The organism is Nonomuraea sp. NPDC004354 (assembly GCF_053602555.1).
The window spans coordinates 86,256-106,498 of sequence record NZ_JBSGDV010000009.1 but is presented as its reverse complement, the minus strand read 5'-3'; the positions used below and the strand labels follow the sequence as shown (position 1 = coordinate 106,498).

Below are 20,243 nucleotides of genomic sequence, written 5' to 3'. Positions count from 1 at the left end.
GAGTCGTCCCTTGTGAGCATGGGTGCATGCGTTTGCGGCATGTATTGCTCGCTGTCGGCCTCGCCGCCGTGTGGGGGTTCAACTTCGTCGTCATGGAGGTCGGTCTGCGGCACTTCCCGCCCCTGCTCTACGCGGCGCTCCGGTTCACCCTCGCGGCCTTTCCGGCGATGCTGCTGGTGGGCCGGCCCACCGTGGGCTGGCGGTGGATCGCCGGCGTGGCGGCCTCGGTCGGCGTCGGGCAGTTCGGCCTGCTGCTCGTCGGCATGCGGGCGGGGATGCCACCGGGACTGTCCTCGCTGGTGCTGCAGACACAGGCGCTGTTCGTCGTGGTCTTCGCGGCGGTCCTGCTCGGCGAGCGGCCAGGCGCGCGCCGGATCACGGGTCTCGCCGTCGCCTTCGCCGGGCTGGCCGTCGTGGCCGTCGACTTCGGCTCCGGAGGGCCGGTCGGCGCGTTCCTGATGTGCGTGGGAGCCGCGGCCGCCTGGGGCCTGGGCACCGTCATCCAGCGCAAGGCCGCGCCGCCGGACCCGCTGCGCTTCATGGTGTGGGTCAGCGCGCTGTCGGCGCCGCCGCTGCTGCTGCTGTCGCTGGCCGTGGAGGGCGTGCCGCGGCTGACCTTCGCGTGGGAGGGCGTGGCGTCGCTGGCCTACGTGGCCTTCGTCTCGACCCTCGGCGGGTTCGGGCTGTGGGGCTGGCTGCTGCGGCGCTACGACGCCTCGACGGTCGCGCCGTACACGCTGCTCGTCCCCGTCTTCGGGCTGTCGTCGGCGGCGCTGGTGACGGGGGAGAGCATCTCGTGGCTCAAGCTGGCGGCCGGGGTGCTCATCGTGTCCGGCGCGCTCTACGCGGGCACCCGGCCGCGCGCGGCGCGCCGGCCGGACCGCTCCCTCCCCGAACCCGTCACCGCGGGCCGCCCCTGAGGGCGGGGGTCAGCCCGCCTGGGCCGCCGCCTGCGCCGCCGCGGGCAGCGGCCCCTGAGGGCGGGGGTCAGCCCGCCTGGGCCGCCGCCTGCGCCGCCGCGGGCAGCGCCTCGACGATCAGCCCCAGCGCCTCCTCGTCGTGCGCCGCCGACAGGAACCACGCCTCGTACGCCGACGGCGGCAGGTAGACGCCCTGGTCGAGCATCGAGTGGAAGAACGCCGTGTACGCCTTGGTGTTCTGCGTCTGGGCCGCGGCGAAGTCCGTCACCTCCCGATCGGTGAAGAAGATCGAGAAGAGGCTGCCCGCGCTCTGCAGCCGGTGCGGGACGCCCGCCGCCTCCAGCGCCTTCGTCGCCGCGAGCGAGACCGCCGCGGCGGCGGCGTCCACCCTGGCGTAGGCGTCGTCGTCGAGGCCGCGCAGCGTGGCCAGACCGGCCGCGCACGCCAGCGGGTTGCCCGACAGCGTGCCCGCCTGGTAGACGGGGCCCTCGGGCGCCAGGTTGGCCATGACGTCCGCCCGGCCGCCGAACGCCGCCGCGGGCAGGCCGCCACCCATGACCTTGCCGAACGTCATGAGATCGGCGTCGACGGGGTCGAGACCGTACCAGCCGGCCCTGGACACCCTGAAGCCCGTCAGCACCTCGTCGAGGATGAGCAGGGCGCCGTTGGCCGCGCACAGCTCCTTGAGCCGCCGGTTGAAACCGGGCAGCGGCGGCACCACGCCCATGTTGGCCGGGCACGCCTCGGTGATCACGCAGGCGATCTCGCCCGTGCGGAAGGCCTCCTCGACCGCCGCCAGGTCGTTGTACGGCAGGACGATCGTGTCGGCCGCCGCCGCGCCCGTGACACCAGGCGTGTCGGGCAGGCCGAAGGTGACCACGCCCGAACCGGCCGAGGCGAGCAGCGCGTCGACGTGGCCGTGGTAGCAGCCGGCGAACTTGACGACCTTGGAACGCCCGGTGAAGCCGCGGGCCAGCCGTACGGCGCTCATGGTCGCCTCGGTGCCCGAGCTGACCAGGCGCACCTTCTCCACGGGAGCGACCCTGGAGACGATCTCCTCGGCCAGCTCGACCTCGCCGGGGGTGGCGGTGCCGTACGACAGGCCGTGCTGGAGCGCGCCGGAGACGGCCTCGACGACGGCGGGGTGGCGGTGGCCGAGGATCATCGGGCCCCACGAGCAGACCAGGTCGACGTAGCGGTTGCCGTCGACGTCGGTGATGTAGGGGCCCTGGCCTGAGGCCATGAAACGGGGCGTGCCGCCGACGGCGCCGAACGCTCTCACCGGGGAGTTGACGCCCCCGGGCACGATGGCGCGGGCTCGCTCGAAGAGGTCCTCTGAGTTCTGTGTACGGCTCACGCGTCCCAGCCTACGGTCAGGGACCCTCCCCCCTTGCGTGGCCCTCACCTGGTGGCACGGACACGGAGTCAAGTCCGCTTTATGGGCATTTGGGGGAAGGCGCAAAGGAGGCGGGGTATCTCAGGTACGCACGGGGAGTGACGGAGTGGTGATGAGCGTGCGCCGGAGCCGGGAGGGGCCGGCTCTCCGGCCATGCCGACCGGACGGCCAGCAACGCTACGACGGAAGACGCCCATGAACCTGCAAATCCTGCCCCTGGCCGTCACCATGATGGCGGGTCCGCAGATCATGACGGCGATCGTCCTGGTCATGCACCGGTACGCGGTGCGGGTCTCCCTCGCCTACCTGGTCGGCATCGCGCTCGCCGCGACCGTCGGAGTGATGCTGACCCGCTGGCTCGCCGCCCTGCTCGACGGCGCGATCCCGCTGGGCGACCCCCACGACAAGGGATCGCTGGGCTGGATCATCCAGATCGTCCTGGTCGCCCTCCTGGTCGCCATCGCGCTCAAGAGCTACCTGGGACGGGCGACCTCCAAGCCGCCCAAATGGCTCGACAAGCTGCTGGAGACCGGTCCGCGCAAGGCGTTCACCACCGCGCTGCTGCTCGTGCTGTTGATGCCGACCGACATCGTGGCGATGCTCACCGTCGGCGTGAACCTGCAGCAGAACCACGCCCCGCTGCGCGCGGCGGTGCCGTTCCTGCTGGTGACGCTCCTGATCGCGGCGCTGCCGCTGCTGGCCTACCTGCTGTTCCGGCACCGGGCCACGGCCGTCATGCCCAAGGTGCGGAGCTGGATGGACACCCACGGCTGGCTGATCAACATCATCGTCTGCGGCATCTTCGTCCTCCTCATCGTGTGAGACCCCCGGAGGACGGCTTCGGGCGGGCGGCCCGGGATCAGACGAGCCAGTCGAGCACGCGGAGCGGGTCGGGAAGGGGACGCCCGTCGGGAGGCCGCAGCCAGGACACGGGCTGGCCGCCGGCCATGGTGGAGGGCGGGGCCAGGACGTAGCTGTCGCGGCAGTGCCACCGCAGGCCGGGCGTCTCGTCGATCGAGGTGGGCGCGACGTCGAGGCTGCACGTCCACCACTCGTCCTCGTCCTCGGGATTGCCGCGGGTGGCCACATAAAAGAGCACCCGGTCGCCGTGAGAGGCGACCGGGCCGGAGTGGAAGTCGGCGGCGTCCATGCGGGACAGCGCGGTGAGGCCCGCCGTGAGCGGTACGTCGAAGACGTCGAACACGCGGCCGGTGGGCAGGATCACGTTGGCCTCGGGCTCGCGCTGCCACCAGCGGGTCAGCTGCGTCGTGTCCGTCGTGGCCTGCAAGGACCAGGCGGGCGAGAGCGGATGGGCACCGGGATCCGGACAGCCGATCCGGTCGCACGAACAGGCGCGGGCCCCCCGGCGCAGCGGATGGGCGCCCGGCACGCTCGCCCAGCCGAGGGCCGCGTACTGCAGGACCGATTCGACCCGGGTCGGGCGCGTCCGCTTTTTGGTACGCCGAGCGAGTGGTACCCCCACCATGGTGTCTCCCCGTTCGAGTCCGTGCCTGAGAGAGGTCCCCGGGCACTCGAGACGGCTTCACAAGGGACACACCAGCACTTGTCCTCGCACTCTAACGCATAGGTCCCATGACCCGACGGGAAACCCCTCTGCTCAGATGCGTCGCGCCACTTCCGTCGCCCAGTACGTGAGGATCAGGTCGGCCCCGGCGCGTCGGATCGCGACCAGCGACTCCATGATCGCGCGGTCGCGGTCGATCCAGCCGTTGGCCGCCGCCGCCTCCACCATCGCGTACTCGCCGCTGACCTGGTAGGCGGCCACCGGCACCTCGACCGTGTCGCGCACCTCGCGCAGGATGTCGAGGTAGGGGAGGGCGGGCTTGACCATGACGATGTCGGCGCCCTCGGCGACGTCGAGGCGGACCTCGCGCAGGCCCTCCCCGACGGGCCCGGCCGGGTCCTGCTGGTAGGCCTTGCGGTCGCCGAAGTTCTTCGGCATCTCGACGGCCTCGCGGAAGGGCCCGTAGAAGGCGGAGGCGTACTTGGCCGAGTAGGCCATGATCGGCACCTGGGCGAAGCCCGCCGCGTCGAGCCCGGACCTGATCGCGCCGACCTGGCCGTCCATCATGCCGCTCGGCGAGATCATCTGGGAGCCGGCGCGGGCCTGGGCGACGGCCATGGAGACGTAGCGGTCGAGCGTGGCGTCGTTGTCGACCTCGCCCTCGGGCGTCAGGATGCCGCAGTGGCCGTGGTCGGTGACCTCGTCGAGGCAGGTGTCGGCCATGACCACCAGCGCGTCGCCCACCTCGGACACCACGTCACGCAGCGCCTGCTGGGTGATGCCGTCGGGGTCGTCGGCGGCCGTGCCGTAGGAGTCCTTGACCGCGGGGACCCCGAACAGCATCACCCCGCCGAGGCCCACCTCGGCCGCCTCGTGGACGGCCTTGCGCAGCGACTCGCGGGTGTGCTGGACCACGCCCGGCATCGAGCCGACGGGCTGCGGCTCGGTGATGCCCTCCTTGACGAACAGCGGAAGGATCAGATCGGCCGGATGCAGCCGCGTGCCGGACACCATCCTCCGCAGCGCGGGGGTACGGCGCAGCCGCCGCGGTCGGGCGGCGGGGAACTCGGCGGTCATGACTCTCCTCACACGTGCCCCCGGGGACGGGGTTACTTGGCGCGCCTGCGCGCTCCCCTGCGGTTCTGCGACGGCCTGCGCGGGACGTCGCCCGCCTCCAGCGCCGCCTGCCTCTGCTTACGACCGTACTCGGCCAGCGCGGCGGCCAGGGCCGAAGCCGACGGCTTGTCGGCCATCACGTCGACGCGCAGCCCGAACTCCTCGGCCGTCTTGGCGGTCTGCGGGCCGATGACCGCGATCACCGTGACGTTGTGCGGCTTGCCGGCGATGCCGACCAGGTTGCGCACCGTCGAGGACGAGGTGAACAGGACGGCGTCGAACCCGCCGCCCTTGATCGCCTCGCGGATCGGCGCGGGCGGCGGCGCGGCGCGGACGGTGCGGTAGGCCGTGACGTCGTCGCACTCCCAGCCCAGCTCCGTCAGCCCGGCCACCAGCGTGTCGGTGGAGATGTCGGCGCGCGGGAGCAGGACCCTGTTGATCGGGTCGAGCATCGAGTCGTACGGCGGCCACTCGGCGACCAGACCCTCGGAGGACTGCTCGCCCGAGGGCAGCAGGTCGGGCTTGACGCCGAAGTCGACCAGAGCGCGCGAGGTGGCCTCGCCCACGGCGGCGACCTTGAGCCCGGCGAAGGCGCGGGCGTCCAGGCCGTACTCCTCGAACTTCTCCCGCACCGCCTTGACGGCGTTGGCGCTGGTGAAGGCGACCCACTCGTAGCGGCCCGTGACCAGGCCCTTGATCGCGCGGTCCATCTGCTGCGGGGTGCGCGGCGGCTCGACCGAGATGGTCGGCACCTCCTCCGGCACCGCGCCGTAGGAACGCAGCTGCTCCGACAGGCCCGCGGCCTGCTCCTTGGTGCGCGGCACCAGCACGCGCCAGCCGAACAGCGGCTTGGTCTCGAACCACGACAGCCTGTCGCGCAGGCCGACCGCCTCGCCGACCACGATGAGCGCGGGCTCGGTGAACCCGGCGTGCTTGAGGTCGGGCTGCAGCCGGCCCAGCGTGGTGGCGACGGTGAACTGCTCGGTCGTGGTGCCGGCGCTGCTCACCGCGACGGGCGTGGAGTCGGGCTTGCCGTTGGCGATCAGCGCCTTGCCGATCGCGACGGCCTGCTCGATCCCGTTGTAGATGACCAGCGTGCCCGCGCACGCGGCGTGGGCGGCCCAGTCCTGCTCCTGCGCGGCGTCGACGATCCTGAACTCGGGGACGTCGGAGGCGGGCGGGATGCCCGCGTAGGCGAGCACGGCCGTGGCGGGCGGGACACCGGGCACGATCTCGAAGTCCACCTCGGCCGCGGCGCACGCCGCGACCTCCTCGGTGATCGAGGAGAACAGCATCGGATCGCCCTCGCACAGCCGTACGACGAGCTGCCCTGCCTTGGCGCGCTTGACGAAGTCGTCCTGGACGACCTCGACGCCTTCCTTGCAGTGCTTGAGAAGAGGGCCGAAGGCCTCCTGGTCGAGGACGACGGCGTCGGCCTTGCCCAGGAGTTCGGCGCCACGGAGCGTGAGCAGGCCTGCGTCGCCTGGACCCGCGCCCACGAAGGCGACGAAAGCAGCGGTCGGACTATCGGGGCTCAATGGGACTGCTCCCCCATCAATCTGTCGGCCCCCTCAGCGATCATGGTGGCCGCGAGATCGCGGCCCAGCTCCATGGCCTCCGAAGGAGAACCGGCGGCGGACTTGCGCACCGCTTCCCGGCCGTCGAGGGCGACGACCGTCGCGGTCAAATTCAGCGTGTGCCCGTCGTCGAGGGCGAACGCGCCGACCGGGGCCGAGCATCCCGCCTCGAGAGCGGACAGCACCGCGCGCTCGGCCGTCACCGCGGACCTGGTCCGCGGGTCGTCGAGCACGCTGAGGAAGTCGACCAGGTCAGACCTGGTCGAGAGGCACTCTACGGCCAAAGCGCCCTGACCGGGAGCAGGCAGCATCTCCTCGACCTCGAAGATCTGGGAGATCTCGGACACCCTGCCGATGCGGGTCAGGCCCGCGGCGGCCAGAACGACCGCGTCGAGCTCGCCCGAGGTGACCTTGCCGATGCGCGTGTCGGCGTTGCCGCGGATCGGCACGTAGTCGAGGTCGTCGCGCAGGGCGCGCAGCATCGCGATGCGCCGGGGCGACCCGGTGCCGACCTTGGCGCCGGGCGCCAGGTCGGCGAACTTCGTCCGGCCCACCAGCGCGTCGCGGACGTCGTGGCGCGCCGGCAGCGCCGCGACCACGAAGCGGGGGTCCTGCTTGGTCGGCAGGTCCTTGAGCGAGTGGACGGCGAAGTCGACCTCGCCCGTGACGAGCTTGTCACGCAGGGCGCTGACGAACACGCCGGTGCCGCCGAGCTGCGACAGCTGGGCCTTGGACACGTCGCCGAACGTCGTGATGCCGACCAGCTCGATGGCCTGGCCGGTCTTCTCCGTGTAGAGGTCGGCGACCATCTGCGACTGGGTCGTCGCCATCAGGCTGCGGCGGGTGCCGAGCTTCACAGGTCCACCCCTCTCACGGCTTCGGGCACCGTGGGATCGAGATCGAACAGCTCGCGCAGAGCCTCGGCATAATGATCGCCCGCGGGCGAGGCCGCGAGCTGCTTGACACGCACGGTCGGCTCGTGGAGCAGCTTGTCGACCACGCGCCTGACGGTCTGCGCCACCTCGTCGCGGGCCCGGCCGTCCAGGTGGGGCAGGCGCATCATCAGCCTGCCGAGCTCGGCCTCGACGACGTCGGCCGCCTTGCTGCGCAGCGCCACCACCGTCGGGGTGACGCGGGCGGCGCGCTCGGCCGACAGGAACGCCTCGAGTTCCTGGGCGACCAGCCGCCGGACCGCCTCGACCGCGTCGCGCTCGCCGGCGCCGACACCGGACCGCTGGATCGTCTCCAGGTCGACCAGGGTGACGCCGTCGACGGCGCGGACGGCGGGGTCGATGTCGTGCGGCATCGCGAGGTCCAGCAGGAAGGCCGGGCCCTCGACCATGTCGGGCGTGATGACGTGGTGTCCCGCGCCCGTGCAGGAGATGACGAGGTCGGCGTCGCCGATCTCGCGGGAGACCTCCGACAGCTGCACGGCCCTGCCGCCGACCGACTCGGCCAGCCGTACGGCCTTGTCGTAGGTGCGGTTGGCGACCACGACGTCGGTGATGCCGACCCGCGCCAGCGTGGCGACGGCCAGGCCGCTCATCGCGCCGGCGCCGACGACCAGGGCGCGCCTGCCGGTCAGGTCACCCGCGAAGGACAGGCCCGCGGTGACGAGCGAGGCGCCCGCGCGGTCGATGCCCGTCTCGGCGTGGGCCCGCTTGCCGACGCGCAGCGCCTGCTGGGCCAGCTCGTTCAGGGTCGCGCCGACGGTGCCCTGCTCCTGGGCGAGCCGCAGCGCCTGGCGGGTCTGGCCGAGGATCTGGCCCTCGCCGACGACCATGGAGTCGAGGCCGGCGGCGACGGTGAACAGGTGCTCGACCGCGCGGTCCTCGTAGTGCACGTAGAGGTGCGGGGTCAGCTCGTCGACGGGGACGCCCGAGTGCGTGGACAGGAGGGTGGTGACGGCGGTCACGGCCGCGTGGAACCTGTCCACCGCGGTGTAGACCTCGACCCTGTTGCAGGTCGACATCACCATGACCTCGGCGACGTTCACCTCCCTGTGAACGTCCTGCATCAGCTTGACCAGCGCGTCGCCGGACACCGACACGCGCTCGAGCAGCGACACCGGAGCGGTCCGGTGACTCAGTCCGATCGCAAGAACGCTCACTGGCTGTCCACGGCCATCAACGGCCCCCCACTCATCCGATCCGCTTTGCGTTGCTCATGGAACGCGAGGATCTGCAGCTCGATCGACAGGTCGACCTTACGGACATCGACAGTGTCAGGCACAGAGAGCACGACAGGGGCGAAGTTCAGGATGCTGGTCACCCCCGCCGCGACCACGCGGTCGCACAACTCCTGCGCCGCGGCCGCCGGGGTGGCCAGCACGACGATCGACACCCCACGCCTCTTGATGACGGCTTCCAGCTCGTCGATGTGCTCAACATTCAACCCCGCTATGTCGTCGCCCACGATTTCGGGGTCGGCGTCGAGCAGCGCGGCGACGCGGAAACCCCTGGAGACGAAGCCCCCGTAGTTGGCGAGCGCCCGGCCGAGGTTACCGACTCCGACGATCGCGACGGCCCAGTCCTGGGTGAGACCGAGCTCCCTCGAGATCTGGTAGACGAGATACTCCACGTCGTAGCCTACGCCGCGGGTGCCGTAGGAGCCGAGGTGTGACAGGTCCTTGCGCAGCTTGGCCGAGTTGACGCCCGCCGCGGCCGCCAGGTCCTCCGAGCTCACCGTCGCGATGCCGCGCTCGGCCATCCCGTTGAGGGCGCGCAGGTACAGGGGGAGTCTGGCCACCGTCGCCTCGGGGATGCCGCGGTCACGCGGTTGGGACTGACGCATCACGTGCCGAGGCTCCTTGGGCTGTGGTATCAGTAATCGGGCCGCCTTTCAGATTAATCCCTTTGTGAACCGACGCACAAAGTCGTGGCTAGGCTGAGGGGATGCACCGCATCACATTGCTGGGCAAGCCAGGCTGCCACCTGTGCGACGACGCCCGCGCGATCATCGCCAGGGTGGCGGCGGACACGGGCGTCCCGTGGGAGGAGGTCGACATCAACTCCTCGCCCGAACTGACCGAGAAGTACTGGGAGATGATTCCCGTCACTCTCGTCGACGGGGTGCAGCACGACTTCTGGCGGGTCTCCGAGGAGCGCCTGCGCGCGGCCCTGTCCGCCTGACCTGTCCGGCTGACCTGTCCGGCTGACCTGTGCGGACGGCCCGCCTCAGACCTGGAAGGCGGTCGGCAGCGGCACGACCTTGGCCGCGTTGACACTGAGCTCGATGACGTTGGTGGCCAGCACCATCGACTGGCGATCGGTCAGGAAGCGCTCCATGTGGGGCTGGCGCTGGTGGTCGGCGTAGGCGACCTCGTCGCGGTACAGCTCGTAGACGATGCGCTGCAGCGGGGCCGACTTGACCGCGTGGCAGGCGTAGACCAGCGTGTCGGGCTCGCTGCGCCGGACGGCCTCCACGGTCTGCTCGGCCAGCCGGTCGAAGGCCTCGCCGGAGCCGTCCATGATCGTGAACACGGTCAGCAGGCCGTAGATGCTCGGCGAGGGCCGCGAACCGCCGCCGGCGGGAACCGTGGTGGAGCCGGTCGAGAAGCCGGGGATCTCGGCGCCGGGGTAGACGGCGCCGGTGGCGGGCATGCTGTACTCGGGCTCGCGGGCGTGCCCCCCGTAGCCGGGTGATGCCGCCGCCAGGCCCTCGGGCACGCCGAACATGCCGGTCTCCGGCGGATGGCCGCCCGGCATGGAGTGCGGGCCGGTGTGCGGGCTCGCGTGGCCGCCCGGCAAGGAGTGCGGGCCGGTGTGCGGGCTCGCGTGGGAGCCGGCCGGGGTGGCCGCGTGGTGACCGCCCTGGGGGCCGCTGGGCGGGAGCTGGCCGTAGCGGCCGTCGGTCCCGTTGGACATGAACGTGCCGGTGGCAGGACCCGAGGCGAAGGGATCCATGCGGGCGGCGTAGTCGACCTCCTGCTCGCCGGCGCGGTACTCGGCGACCAGATCGCCGAGACCCGACCTGCGGGGCTGCGCCGGTTGCTGGACGGCCGGCTGCTGGACCGCCGGTTGCTGGACGGCCGGCGGCGGCACGGCGGGCTCCCTCGCGGCCCTGCGGCCGGCGGGACGGGACTCCCACTGCTCCTCGGCGATCTCGCCCTCCTCCTCGTCCTCGTACGGCGCCAGCGGGCGCAGCACGGAGTACCAGACACCGGCCGCGGCCACGACGAGCAGCGCGACGGTGAAGACCGCCGGCACGCTGAACCGCACGGCGCCGACCAGCGCGATGGCGCTGGGCCCGACGACCAGGCTGGCGTGCAGGTTGTCGGTGTCGTACTCGTCGCCCTTGCGCCAGCGCAGGCCCGCCATCACCAGGCAGCCGAGCATCACCAGGACGACGAGCGCGTGGACGCCCGTCAGGACCGATCCGGCGACCAGACCCCAGTGCAGGCTGCCGGACGGCAGGACCGTGTTCTTGAGCTTGGCCTCCTCGATCACGGGGTCGAGGATCAGGATGTAGCCGGAGACGATGGTGACGGCGATGCCCAGCAGCCAGGTGGCGAAGCTGGCCCTGCCCTTCTCCGCCAGCAGCTGGACGAGGCCGATGGCCAGCCACAGCGGCGCCAGCAGCGCCCCGAACAGCTGGTAGAGCCGGAAGGTGAGCGGCCCGAAGGTCTGCAGCGTGCCGAGCCCGACGGCGGCGAGCGAGAGGCACAAGGCGATCGCGGCCACGGTCCAGGCGATCAGCCAGCCGTCACGGTCTTCCTGAAAACGGCGTACCAGGGCGAACGCGGCGATCCCGGCGAGGAGGGCACCGGCGAACGCGATCACTGCGACGAGGAGTTCCATGGTGCCCCCAATGCTGCCGGACATTACCTCCCAACCGGTAGCCGAAGAGGGAAGCGGGTCGGTCCACACGGTATCCGCCGGTTACTGGTAGCCATGACGCACCCTGTGCGGATTGTGGAATTTCCAGTTGATTTCTAGAGTGTTCGAGCACGCCGCACCCCTTACCCCTAGGGATACCGGATGCCTGACTCGTGGTCGTTCGCCGGGCTACTTCCCTCCTCCGCACTCGGAGGAGCCCGGACGGGCGAGCTTGCTGTACGTGAAGACGTGCCGGACACCGATCACAATGAGCTGCGCGCACTGGTCTTACGGGCCAAAGCCGGCGACAACGACGCTTTCGGAACGCTCTATGACCGCTATCTCGACCTCGTCTACCGGTACATCTACTTCAGAGTCGGCTCCCATCCCCTCGCCGAGGATCTCACCAGCGAGACCTTCCTGCGCGCGCTTCGCCGAATCACCGACTTCACCTGGCAGGGTCGTGACTTCGGCGCCTGGCTCGTGACCATCGCCCGGAACCTGGTCACCGATCATTTCAAGTCCGGTCGCTACCGCCTCGAGGTCACCACGGCGGAGGTGCTCGACGTCCCCGTCGACGGCGAGCACATCCCTGAGAACGCCGTCGTCACGGCGATCATCAACGACCGCGTGCTGCGCGCCGTACGGGAGCTCAATCCCGAGCAGCAGGAGTGCGTGGTCCTGAGGTTCCTGCACGGCCTGTCACTGGCGGAGACCGCACTGATCATGGGGAAGAAGAGTGGAGCGATCAAAGCGCTGCAGTTCCGAGCGATCCGATCGCTGGCCAGGGCTCTCAAGCCGGATCTGGCGTAACCTCACCCCGCGGCAGGTCGTTAGGCAGGTATCACCAGTGGATCGACATGCGGGGGCGGCAGGGAGCGTTCATGGGTAGGTCGCCATTCCATCGCCGGCTGTCCGATCATGACGCTGATGCCCTCCTCGGACAGCTGACCGACCTCGGCGCGAACCTCCCCCTGGGAGGCGGGCCCGACCCCGCGTTCAGAGCCAGGCTGCGCGAGACGCTGCTGTCCGAGACCCTGGCGCCTGGACCGGCCACCGCGGCGCCGCCCGCGCGCCGTCGTGGATCGCTGCGCTGGCTCTCCCCTGTGCTGGCGGCCGGCCTCGCGACGGCGATGACGCTGTCGACGATCGTGACCTACCGCGCGGTGCCGGGCGACATGCTCTACCCGCTCAAACGGGCCGCGGAGGGCGCGGTGATGGAGCTGAACCCCGACAAGGCGGGCGGCGCCCTCGACGCCGCGAGCGAGCGGGCCGAGGAGTTGGCGGCGCTGCTCGACGCGGGCGGCGGCGGCCCGCACGTCGGCGCCACGCTCCAGGAGATGGAGGAGAGCACCCGCTCGGCGATCGAGCGGATGGACCGGGCGGTGCCCCGCGACCAGTCGAAGATCGACGACTTCGTGGCCGAGCAGCACGAGAAGGTCGACCCGATGCTGGAGCAGCTCAACGACGTCGACCAGCAGCAGGCCAACGATTACCTCGACTACATCGACGGGCTGCGGCTGCCTAACGGCTAGTCAATACTTCCCGGTTAAGCTGAGGGGCTATGAGGCGGCTACTACGACGGCATCGGGCGGCTGAGGCGGAGATTGCCGGCGAGGTGGCGGCAGCCGCCGCGGTGGCCACCGTTCCCCCCGAGCCCGACATGCAGGCCGCGGCCTTCTTCGACGTCGACAACACGATGATGCGCGGAGCCTCGATCTACCACTTCGCCCGCGGCCTCGCCACGCGCGGCATGTTCACCACGTCCGACCTGCTGAAGTTCGCGGTCGGCCAGGCGGTCTTCCGGCTGCGCGGCAACGAGAACCCCGAGCACATCGCGGTGGCTCGCGAGACCGCGCTGGCCTTCGTCGCGGGCAGCAAGGTCGACGACGTCGTACGGCTCGGCGAGGAGATCTACGACGAGACGATGTCGGACCGGATCTGGGCGGGCACCCGGGCCCTGGCCCAGTCGCACCTCGACGCCGGGCAGCGCGTCTGGCTGGTCACCGCCACCCCTGTCGAGCTGGCCAGGGTCATCGCCCAGCGGCTGGGCCTGACCGGCGCCCTCGGCACGGTGGCCGAGTCGCAGGACGGCGTCTACACCGGCCGCCTGGTCGGCGACCTGCTGCACGGCCCCGCCAAGGCCGAGGCGGTGCGGGCGCTGGCCCGCCGCGAGGGCCTCGACCTGACCCGCTGCACCGCCTACAGCGACTCGGCCAACGACTTGCCGATGCTGTCGCTGGTCGGCCGGGCCGTGGCCATCAACCCCGACTCGGAGCTGCGAGAGCACGCCAAGAAGCACAACTGGCCGATCCGCGACTTCCGCACGGGGCGCAAGGCCACGCTGACCGCCCTGCCGATCGCGGCCGGGGTGGGCGCCGTCGCGGGCGGCATCGCCGCGGGCATCGCGCTGCGCCGTCAGCACCGCTCCGGCTGATCGCCGCCCCCACGCGGGAGGCTCACAGGGCGGCGGCACCCGCGCCTTCGGGCGGCCCGGGAACCGGCGGTCGCGCGGCGCAGCGTTCCAGCAGGGCGGCCAACTCCAGGCTGACCGCCGTGGGGTTCTCCAGCCCGACCATGTGCCCCGCTCCCGGCACCACCACCAGCCTGGCCGACGGCAGCGCCGCGGCGATCCTGCGGCTGTGCTCCGGCGGTGTGAGCCGGTCGAGCGCGCCGACCAGCACCAGCGTCTCCACCGAGGCCAGCGCCTGCAGCGCCGCCAGCTTGTCGTGGGCGAGCATGCCGTGGAAGAAGCCCGCCATCACCGCCGCCGGCGTACCGGCGATCATGCGGTTGACGAAGCGCAGGTGCTCCCTGCGCGGGCCGAAGGCGAGAAAGCGGGTGACGGGCAGCGTCGTCATCGGGTTGATCATGGAGTCCCGCAGCCTGTTCATGACGAGGGGGGTCACCCGCGGCGCCAGCCTGCCCAGCGGGCCGCGCAGGCCGAACGTGCTCTCGCCCAGCCGGCCGGACGACGTGCTGACCAGCGCCGCGCCGACGATGCGGGAGCCGAACAGCGCGGGACGCGAAGCGGCCAGGCCCATCACCGTCATCCCGCCCATCGAGTGGCCGACCACCACCACGGGCAGCTCCGGAGGCACGACGGCCTCGATGACGGCGTGCAGGTCCTCGCCGAGCTGCTCGATCGTGCGGCGGTCGGCGGGTCCCTCGCCGGAGTCGCCGTGCCCCCGCTGGTCGTAGCCGACGAGCATCGCGCGTCCGGCCAGCGCCTCCCGCTGGAAGTGCCACGAGTGCCTGGTGAGCACCCAGCCGTGGGCGAACACGACGGCGTACGCCGGAGCGTCGGGCTCGTCGACCTCCACGGCCAGCCGTACGCCGTCAGGGGTGGTGACGGTGAGGGCCCGTCCTCGCGCCGTCACCGGGTGAGGGGCGCGCCGCCCGCGGGCCGCGACCGCCCCGATGGCCACACCCGCCAGCACCCCTGCCGCGATCGTCCACGCTCTCATGCGCAGACGATAACTTTTACTGGACTGATAGTCCAATAGTCTGGTCGTCGGCGATGGCCTGGAACAGCCGGCCAGCCTCGGGCTGCTTCCACTGCAGTCGGTGGCGGTCCTGCGGATGTGGTTCGACCGGGACGGTGGAGAAGTGCAGTTTCGCGCCCGACACGCCCCTCGCGATGTCGGCCATCTGGCTCACACCGAGCCCGTCGTCGGTCGTCACCACCTCGCTCGCGGCCCGGATGAGCGCGACGAGCTTGGCCGGGTCGCTCCGCACCTCCGCCGCCATCGCGGCCAGGAAACCGTGCTGGCGCTTGATGCGCGACAGATCGCTGCCGTCGGCGTAGTCGCGGAGCCTGACGTAGCCCAGCGCCTGCTCCGCGTTGAGCTCGTGCTCCCCCGCGGGCAGTTTCAGCTTCGCCTTCCTGTCGTCGATCGGGGTGTCCACCTTCACGCGCACCGTCCCGACGGCGTCGACCATCGTCTTGAAACCGGCGAAGTCCACCTCCACCGCGTGGTCGATCCTGACCTTCGTCAGCTTCTCGACGCTCTCCCACACGCACCGCAGGCCACCGGCGTCGAGCGCGGCGTTGAGCATCCGCTGCCCGCCCGGCGCGCCCGCGCAGGAGGGCAGCTCCGCCATCGAGTCGCGGGGCAGGTTGACCGCGTCCGCGCTCCTCCCGTCGGCCGACAGGTGCAGCAGGATGATCGTGTCCGCTCGGGCGCCCACCCCGGTCCTGGACTGGATCGGGCCGTACTTCGCGTTGGCCTCGCCCTCGCGGGTGTCGGAGCCGACGAGCAGCACGTTGATCGCTTGGCCGGATTTGGCCGGGCGCGCGCCCGCGGGCGGGGCCACCGTACCGGCCGTGAGCTGGTCGCCACCCTTGAGCACCACCATCGGGACGGCGACGGCCGCCGCGGTCGCGACGGCGGCCAGGCCCAGCATCGGCCAGCCGCGCAGCCTGAACCCTCGGCGGGGGCGGCGCTCCATGAAGCTCCGGCGCCGGCCGGCCAGCGTGGCGGGCGGCTCGTGCTCCAACTCGTCGCCGAGGTCGCGGAGCATCCTCAGGTCGTCCATGGTCACGCCTCCTCCAGCATCGGGTTGGTGTCGCCGAGCGCGGCGCGGACCTTCCTGCGCGCTCGGTTGAGGCGGGAGCGCACCGTGCCGACCGGGATGGACAGCGCCTGCGCCACCTCCTCGTAGGCCAGATCGCCCCAGGCGATCAGCAGCAGGACGTCCCTGTCCCTCGCGGGCAGCGCGGCGAGCGCGCCGGCCAGCAGCGGCCGCGCCGCCTGCGCCGTCACGCCCGTCAGCACCCGCTCCACGGGCGACTCCACCACCTCGTCCGCCGGCACCCGCAGCAGCGCCCGATACCTGGTGGCCTCCTTGCGGTGGTGGCGCGCGAGCAGCTTGGTGACGATGCCGAACAGCCACGGCCGCGCGTCCGTGTAGGACATGTCGTATTTCTTGCGCTTGGCGAAGGCGATCAGGAAGGTTTCGCCGACCAGGTCATCGGCCGGTTCGGGCCCCAGGCGCCGGGAGACGTAGCGGTACAGCATTCCCGCATAGCGGTCGAACAGCTCGGCGAACTGTTCAGGGTCGGCCAGGGAGCCACGGATCAGCTCGTCGTCCCTGAACCCGACAGGAGTTGGCGCGGTCAACAGGCCGGCCCCCTTCGTGGAATCGACGCGGTCCCCGGTATCTCTCCCTCAGGGGCGATCCGGGTTCACGCGCCCTCCGCGAGGGGTGCGGCGTGCCGTACCGGGGGGCTCAGAAGAAGGCGTGACCGCGGCGCAGGCGCAGGGCCGTGAGCAGCTGCTGGACGACCTCGCGGACGTGGTCGGTGAGCTCGAAGACCAGCATGGGGTCGTCGGCGGCGGCCGGCTCGAAGGTGTCGGTCCTGATCGGCTCGCCGAACTCGATCATCCACTTCGACGGCAGCGGGATCAGGCCGAACAGTCCGAACCACGGGAACAGCGGCGTGATCGGCAGGTACGGCAGGCCGAGCAGGCGCGCGAGGAAACGCAGGTCGCCGATCTTGGGATAGATCTCCTCCGCCCCGACGATCGCCGTGGGCACGATCGGCACGCCGGCGCGGATGGCGGACGCGACGAAGCCGCCCCTGCCGAAGCGCTGCAGCTGGTATCGCTCGGAGAACGGCTTGCCGACGCCCTTGAAGCCCTCGGGGAACACGCCGACGAGCTCGCCCTTGCGCAGCAGGCGGTCGGCGTCCTCGGGGCAGGCCAGGGTGTGGCCGGTCTTGCGGGACAGGTGGCCGAGCACCGGAAGCTGGTAGACCAGGTCGGCGCCGAGCAGTCGCAGCGCCCGCCCGCCCTCGTCGTGGACGGCCACCTGCATCATCAGGGCGTCGACGGGGAGCGTGCCCGAGTGGTTGGCGACCATCAGCGCGCCGCTGTCGGCCGGGATGTTGTCCAGGCCGACGGTCTCGACCCGGAACCACCGGTGGTAGAGCGGCCTGATCAGCTCCAGCAGGACCTTGTCGGTGAGCTCGGAGTCGTAGCCGAACTCGTCCACTTCGTACTCGCCGGCGATCCGGCGGCGCAGGAAGGCCAGCAGGCGGGCGATCGCGTCGTCGTGGTCCTCTCCCGCGTAGGAGGGCGCATCGGTGATGGGAATCACCCGACGTTCTTCGGGCGAAGCGCTCAACTCCGGACACCTCTCCTCGACCGCAGGAAGTCGTCGAAAGCCGCCGCGGTGGTGAACTTGGGCTTCCAGCCGAGCTCGGCCGCGAGCTTGGCGCCGTCGACGACCCTGCCGTGACACAGCAGCCGCAGTTGCTCCGGCGAGAAGTCGACCAGGCCCGCGCCGCGAGCGGCCTCGCCCAGCAGGCGGAAGGCGGGCGAGAGGAGCGGGAGGGTGATGGCGCCCGCCCGGCGCGCGCACTGCGACAGCAGAAGCACGCCTTCCCCGGTCACGTTGTACGTGCCGGGGTGGTCGTCCAGCGCCATCCGCCGCAACACCTCGACCGCGTCGTCTTCGTGGACGAACTGCAGCCGGGGGTCGAAGCCGAACACGGACGGCAGGACGGACTGGCTGAAATAACGCGTCAGCGGCGAGTCGACGCCGGGACCCATGAAGTTCGCGAAACGCAGCGTCGACACCGTCACATCGGGACGGCGGCGCGCGAAGCCCCGGACATAGCCTTCGACCTCGGCCGCGTCCTTGGCATAGCCATGAGACGGGCTGTCGTGAGGTACGACGTCCTCGGTGAACACCGCCGGATCCTTGGGCGACGAGCCGTAGACCGCGGTGGTGGAACGCACCACCACGCGGCGCACGGTCGACGACCGCTGACAGGCACCGAGCAACTGCATGGTGCCGATCACGTTGTGCTCTTTCATGGAGGCTCGGCCCGCGCTGCCCGAGGGAGCGCTGACCAGGCTCATGTGCACAACGATGTCGATGTCCGCCGCCGCGATCACCTGAGCGATGTCGGGGCTGCGAAGATCCACCCGGACGAACTCCGTCCGGCCGAGGGAGATGCCGCCATCTCGGGTGAGCGAGGGCGGCGGCACGGTGTCCACTCCGATGACGCGACTGATGCCCGGGTCCGCCGCGAGAACGCTCGCCACTCGGGCGCCGACGTGGCGCGAGACCCCGGTGACAAGCACGGTGTGGGTCATCGGCGCCTCACAGACTGCGGCTACTTCTTGTTACGACGCTGGATACGCGTCTTCTTCAGCAGCTTGCGGTGCTTCTTCTTGGCCATCCGCTTGCGGCGCTTTTTGATCACAGAGCCCACGGGACCCCCAGGTAACTGATAGCAAGGCTGAATCGGTGTGCGAGCGCACACCGGTCAACAGACTACCGGCGATCCACGGTAGATCGCCCCCTGGGGGTGACCGTGTGGCAACACTCGCGATGTGACCACCGATCACACCGCTACCTCTCGGGCTTACCCAGCCTCGATGTACGCCTCCCTGAGGTAGTCGTGGACCGCCTGCTCGGGAACTCGGAACGAGCGCCCGACCCTGATGGCCGGCAGCTCGCCAGAGTGCACCAACCGGTACACCGTCATCTTGGACACCCGCATGACCGTGGCCACCTCGGCAACGGTCAGGAACTTCACCTCGCTGAGAGGTCTTTCGCCTGCACCCATCGGACGCCTCTTCCGCACGTGTTTCCGGGTTATCCCCACTGGTGCCATTGCTCACGCACGTGTACTGCCGTCAGCGTAAGTCGGGACTCCGAGTGCGCAAACCCCCTACTTTCTCAGTCATCGGAGCCGCCTGTCAGCGAAACCAGCGAAATTGCTGGCCAGCAGCCGGACCGTGCCCCTCGCCTGGACGTGCTACCTGTCTATGTTCGTACACATAAGAGTCGCCCGGCGCCCCTCAAAAGTTGGCAAAGGGACGACGAGCCTCTTGGAATGCAGGCGCGAAAAGACGGTATAGGGAGGGCCGAATTCGACTCAAAGGGCTCGTGAGACTCGTGTGACGAGCCGATCGGTCAACGGCGCGTAATAGCGCGGTAGCACATTGTCATCGAGTGGGACGACCACGTCGATCTTGCCCTCGGCCTCGCCCAGGAAGAGCGCGGGGTCGTTGCTGTCGGCGAACCCGACGGTCGGGATGCCCGCCTCTCCGGCCGCTCCCGCCCAGCCGTGATCGGCGATCACCAGATCGGGACGCGCGTCGCCGAGCTCGGCCAGCATCGCCTCCATGGGCGCCGAGTCATGCGTGTGCACGAAGCCGCCCCGGTCGTCGAGCATCGCCACGTCGCCCAGGTAGCGGATCTTGCGCTTCCTGCCGAAGCCGGCGCCCCAGTAGGTCCAGCCCTCGGCGGGGCTCAGCAGCGTCGCGCCCCTGGCCGCCACGGCCGCGGCCAGCGGCAGGTGGATGGCGAGCAGACCGGTCGGATGCCCCGTGGCGAACAGCACGCGCGGCGCCGGCCTGGCCAGCACGCCGACGATGCGGTCGGCCATGAGGTCGAGCGCGTCGATCGTGCGCTCGGGATCGATGGTGTCCTGGCCCTCGCGGTGCCCGGGATCGGCGACGACACCCGCCGACTTGGCCATCTGGGCGAGGACGTCGCGGTAGGACCAGTTCTCGAGACTGGTCAGGCCGAAGAGGAAGTAAGGGTCTCGGTTCGCGACGGACCGGTAGTGGTCGAGATTGTTCTCCCTGCTGGTGGCCACATCTCCAGCGATGCGCGTCCTGATCAGGTGCTCGCGGAGTTCGTCGCGGGTCAGCAATGGACTCTCCTTCCCACCTGTCGGAGCCTAACGGCCCACGAATGGTCTGAACCACCGCACAGGCCGCGAAATTCCGACGACTCAGGCACCCGGGCACGTCGCGGACACGCACACATCGAACGCCCGGGCACGTCGCGGACACGCTCACATCGGGCGCCCGGACGCCTCGCGGACACGCCCACGTCGGACGCCCGGGCGCGTCGTAGGCACGCTCA

22 protein-coding genes are annotated in these 20,243 nt (G+C 70.7%); 6 read left to right on the top strand and 16 right to left on the bottom strand.

Annotation, left to right across the window (positions count from 1 at the left end):
- The first annotated feature begins 26 nt into the window (after positions 1-26).
- Entirely contained in the window at positions 27-920 is an 894-nt protein-coding gene (locus ACWENQ_RS24635; protein ID WP_449915253.1) for an EamA family transporter, read from the top strand.
- A 67-nt stretch (positions 921-987) separates the two neighbouring features.
- On the opposite strand, the gene hemL is transcribed toward ACWENQ_RS24635, so the two are convergent.
- A complete protein-coding gene (hemL, locus tag ACWENQ_RS24630; RefSeq protein WP_354907798.1) occupies positions 988-2,277 on the bottom strand; it encodes a glutamate-1-semialdehyde 2,1-aminomutase in 1,290 nt (429 codons plus the stop codon).
- A gap of 234 nt (positions 2,278-2,511) precedes the next feature.
- Here hemL and ACWENQ_RS24625 point away from each other — a divergent pair, with 234 nt between their 5' ends.
- Positions 2,512-3,138, top strand: a complete 627-nt coding sequence (locus tag ACWENQ_RS24625; protein WP_354907800.1) for a GAP family protein — start codon at positions 2,512-2,514, stop codon at positions 3,136-3,138.
- 37 nt (positions 3,139-3,175) lie between these two features.
- On the opposite strand, the gene ACWENQ_RS24620 is transcribed toward ACWENQ_RS24625, so the two are convergent.
- The 6 genes from ACWENQ_RS24620 to ACWENQ_RS24595 form a co-directional block, all read right to left on the bottom strand.
- A complete protein-coding gene (locus tag ACWENQ_RS24620; protein ID WP_449915257.1) occupies positions 3,176-3,802 on the bottom strand; it encodes a bifunctional DNA primase/polymerase in 627 nt (208 codons plus the stop codon).
- Between the two features lie 132 nt (positions 3,803-3,934).
- On the bottom strand, positions 3,935-4,918 hold the full coding sequence (gene hemB / locus ACWENQ_RS24615; RefSeq protein ID WP_354907802.1) for a porphobilinogen synthase: 984 nt from the start codon (positions 4,916-4,918) through the stop codon (positions 3,935-3,937).
- A 32-nt stretch (positions 4,919-4,950) separates the two neighbouring features.
- Positions 4,951-6,495, bottom strand: coding sequence for a bifunctional uroporphyrinogen-III C-methyltransferase/uroporphyrinogen-III synthase (locus ACWENQ_RS24610; RefSeq protein ID WP_354907804.1), 1,545 nt, complete (start codon positions 6,493-6,495; stop codon positions 4,951-4,953).
- Positions 6,492-7,364: a hydroxymethylbilane synthase gene (gene hemC / locus ACWENQ_RS24605; protein WP_452416527.1), complete on the bottom strand. Its 873-nt coding sequence runs from the start codon at positions 7,362-7,364 to the stop codon at positions 6,492-6,494. Before hemC ends, ACWENQ_RS24610 begins: the two co-directional genes overlap by 4 nt.
- A 23-nt stretch (positions 7,365-7,387) precedes the next feature.
- A complete protein-coding gene (locus tag ACWENQ_RS24600) occupies positions 7,388-8,644 on the bottom strand; it encodes a glutamyl-tRNA reductase (protein WP_452416341.1) in 1,257 nt (418 codons plus the stop codon).
- Positions 8,641-9,327 carry a redox-sensing transcriptional repressor Rex gene (locus ACWENQ_RS24595; protein ID WP_354907807.1) on the bottom strand — a complete coding sequence of 229 codons (687 nt, stop codon included), beginning with the start codon at positions 9,325-9,327 and terminating at the stop codon, positions 8,641-8,643. The genes ACWENQ_RS24600 and ACWENQ_RS24595 overlap by 4 nt, the downstream gene beginning before the upstream one ends.
- Before the next feature lie 101 nt (positions 9,328-9,428).
- On the opposite strand from ACWENQ_RS24595, the gene ACWENQ_RS24590 reads away from it, so the two are divergent.
- On the top strand, positions 9,429-9,665 hold the full coding sequence (locus ACWENQ_RS24590) for a glutaredoxin family protein (protein ID WP_354907809.1): 237 nt from the start codon (positions 9,429-9,431) through the stop codon (positions 9,663-9,665).
- 45 nt (positions 9,666-9,710) lie between these two features.
- On the opposite strand, the gene ACWENQ_RS24585 is transcribed toward ACWENQ_RS24590, so the two are convergent.
- A complete protein-coding gene (locus ACWENQ_RS24585) occupies positions 9,711-11,333 on the bottom strand; it encodes an antibiotic biosynthesis monooxygenase (RefSeq protein ID WP_452416340.1) in 1,623 nt (540 codons plus the stop codon).
- 180 nt (positions 11,334-11,513) lie between these two features.
- On the opposite strand from ACWENQ_RS24585, the gene ACWENQ_RS24580 reads away from it, so the two are divergent.
- The 3 genes from ACWENQ_RS24580 to ACWENQ_RS24570 all read left to right on the top strand — a co-directional run bounded on the left by ACWENQ_RS24580 (position 11,514) and on the right by ACWENQ_RS24570 (position 13,788).
- Positions 11,514-12,164 carry a sigma-70 family RNA polymerase sigma factor gene (locus ACWENQ_RS24580; protein ID WP_449915266.1) on the top strand — a complete coding sequence of 217 codons (651 nt, stop codon included), beginning with the start codon at positions 11,514-11,516 and terminating at the stop codon, positions 12,162-12,164.
- Between the two features lie 71 nt (positions 12,165-12,235).
- On the top strand, positions 12,236-12,886 hold the full coding sequence (locus ACWENQ_RS24575; RefSeq protein WP_449915268.1) for a DUF5667 domain-containing protein: 651 nt from the start codon (positions 12,236-12,238) through the stop codon (positions 12,884-12,886).
- Between the two features lie 29 nt (positions 12,887-12,915).
- Positions 12,916-13,788 carry an HAD family hydrolase gene (locus tag ACWENQ_RS24570; protein WP_354907813.1) on the top strand — a complete coding sequence of 291 codons (873 nt, stop codon included), beginning with the start codon at positions 12,916-12,918 and terminating at the stop codon, positions 13,786-13,788.
- A gap of 22 nt (positions 13,789-13,810) precedes the next feature.
- On the opposite strand, the gene ACWENQ_RS24565 is transcribed toward ACWENQ_RS24570, so the two are convergent.
- The 8 genes from ACWENQ_RS24565 to ACWENQ_RS24530 all read right to left on the bottom strand — a co-directional run bounded on the left by ACWENQ_RS24565 (position 13,811) and on the right by ACWENQ_RS24530 (position 20,028).
- Complete coding sequence (locus ACWENQ_RS24565; protein WP_452416339.1) at positions 13,811-14,818, bottom strand: alpha/beta fold hydrolase; 1,008 nt, start codon at positions 14,816-14,818, stop codon at positions 13,811-13,813.
- 16 nt (positions 14,819-14,834) lie between these two features.
- Positions 14,835-15,890, bottom strand: coding sequence for an LCP family protein (locus tag ACWENQ_RS24560; protein ID WP_452416338.1), 1,056 nt, complete (start codon positions 15,888-15,890; stop codon positions 14,835-14,837).
- A 2-nt stretch (positions 15,891-15,892) separates the two neighbouring features.
- A complete protein-coding gene (locus tag ACWENQ_RS24555; RefSeq protein ID WP_452416336.1) occupies positions 15,893-16,474 on the bottom strand; it encodes an RNA polymerase sigma factor in 582 nt (193 codons plus the stop codon).
- Positions 16,475-16,583: 109 nt separating this feature from the next.
- Positions 16,584-17,453, bottom strand: a complete 870-nt coding sequence (locus ACWENQ_RS24550; RefSeq protein WP_354907818.1) for a lysophospholipid acyltransferase family protein — start codon at positions 17,451-17,453, stop codon at positions 16,584-16,586.
- Between the two features lie 23 nt (positions 17,454-17,476).
- Positions 17,477-18,457: an NAD-dependent epimerase/dehydratase family protein gene (locus tag ACWENQ_RS24545; protein ID WP_449915275.1), complete on the bottom strand. Its 981-nt coding sequence runs from the start codon at positions 18,455-18,457 to the stop codon at positions 17,477-17,479.
- Positions 18,458-18,477: 20 nt separating this feature from the next.
- Positions 18,478-18,576: a 30S ribosomal protein bS22 gene (locus ACWENQ_RS24540; protein WP_018654693.1), complete on the bottom strand. Its 99-nt coding sequence runs from the start codon at positions 18,574-18,576 to the stop codon at positions 18,478-18,480.
- A 153-nt stretch (positions 18,577-18,729) separates the two neighbouring features.
- Positions 18,730-18,933, bottom strand: coding sequence for a helix-turn-helix domain-containing protein (locus ACWENQ_RS24535; protein ID WP_026214222.1), 204 nt, complete (start codon positions 18,931-18,933; stop codon positions 18,730-18,732).
- A gap of 312 nt (positions 18,934-19,245) precedes the next feature.
- A complete protein-coding gene (locus ACWENQ_RS24530) occupies positions 19,246-20,028 on the bottom strand; it encodes a phosphatase (protein WP_354907822.1) in 783 nt (260 codons plus the stop codon).
- Between the last annotated feature and the right edge of the window lie 215 nt (positions 20,029-20,243).

What these genes read in the sequence shown, in the direction of transcription:
- ACWENQ_RS24580 (WP_449915266.1), top strand. Translation starts at nt 11,514, where the DNA reads ATGCCTGACTCGTGGTCGTTCGCCGGGCTACTTCCCTCCTCCGCACTC.
- hemB (WP_354907802.1), bottom strand. Translation starts at nt 4,918, where the DNA reads ATGACCGCCGAGTTCCCCGCCGCCCGACCGCGGCGGCTGCGCCGTACC.
- ACWENQ_RS24620 (WP_449915257.1), bottom strand. Translation starts at nt 3,802, where the DNA reads ATGGTGGGGGTACCACTCGCTCGGCGTACCAAAAAGCGGACGCGCCCG.
- ACWENQ_RS24575 (WP_449915268.1), top strand. Translation starts at nt 12,236, where the DNA reads ATGGGTAGGTCGCCATTCCATCGCCGGCTGTCCGATCATGACGCTGAT.
- ACWENQ_RS24545 (WP_449915275.1), bottom strand. Translation starts at nt 18,457, where the DNA reads ATGACCCACACCGTGCTTGTCACCGGGGTCTCGCGCCACGTCGGCGCC.
- ACWENQ_RS24570 (WP_354907813.1), top strand. Translation starts at nt 12,916, where the DNA reads ATGAGGCGGCTACTACGACGGCATCGGGCGGCTGAGGCGGAGATTGCC.
- hemC (WP_452416527.1), bottom strand. Translation starts at nt 7,364, where the DNA reads ATGGCGACGACCCAGTCGCAGATGGTCGCCGACCTCTACACGGAGAAG.
- ACWENQ_RS24585 (WP_452416340.1), bottom strand. Translation starts at nt 11,333, where the DNA reads ATGGAACTCCTCGTCGCAGTGATCGCGTTCGCCGGTGCCCTCCTCGCC.
- ACWENQ_RS24595 (WP_354907807.1), bottom strand. Translation starts at nt 9,327, where the DNA reads ATGCGTCAGTCCCAACCGCGTGACCGCGGCATCCCCGAGGCGACGGTG.
- ACWENQ_RS24635 (WP_449915253.1), top strand. Translation starts at nt 27, where the DNA reads ATGCGTTTGCGGCATGTATTGCTCGCTGTCGGCCTCGCCGCCGTGTGG.
- ACWENQ_RS24590 (WP_354907809.1), top strand. Translation starts at nt 9,429, where the DNA reads ATGCACCGCATCACATTGCTGGGCAAGCCAGGCTGCCACCTGTGCGAC.
- ACWENQ_RS24625 (WP_354907800.1), top strand. Translation starts at nt 2,512, where the DNA reads ATGAACCTGCAAATCCTGCCCCTGGCCGTCACCATGATGGCGGGTCCG.
- ACWENQ_RS24535 (WP_026214222.1), bottom strand. Translation starts at nt 18,933, where the DNA reads ATGGGTGCAGGCGAAAGACCTCTCAGCGAGGTGAAGTTCCTGACCGTT.
- ACWENQ_RS24560 (WP_452416338.1), bottom strand. Translation starts at nt 15,890, where the DNA reads ATGGACGACCTGAGGATGCTCCGCGACCTCGGCGACGAGTTGGAGCAC.
- ACWENQ_RS24565 (WP_452416339.1), bottom strand. Translation starts at nt 14,818, where the DNA reads ATGAGAGCGTGGACGATCGCGGCAGGGGTGCTGGCGGGTGTGGCCATC.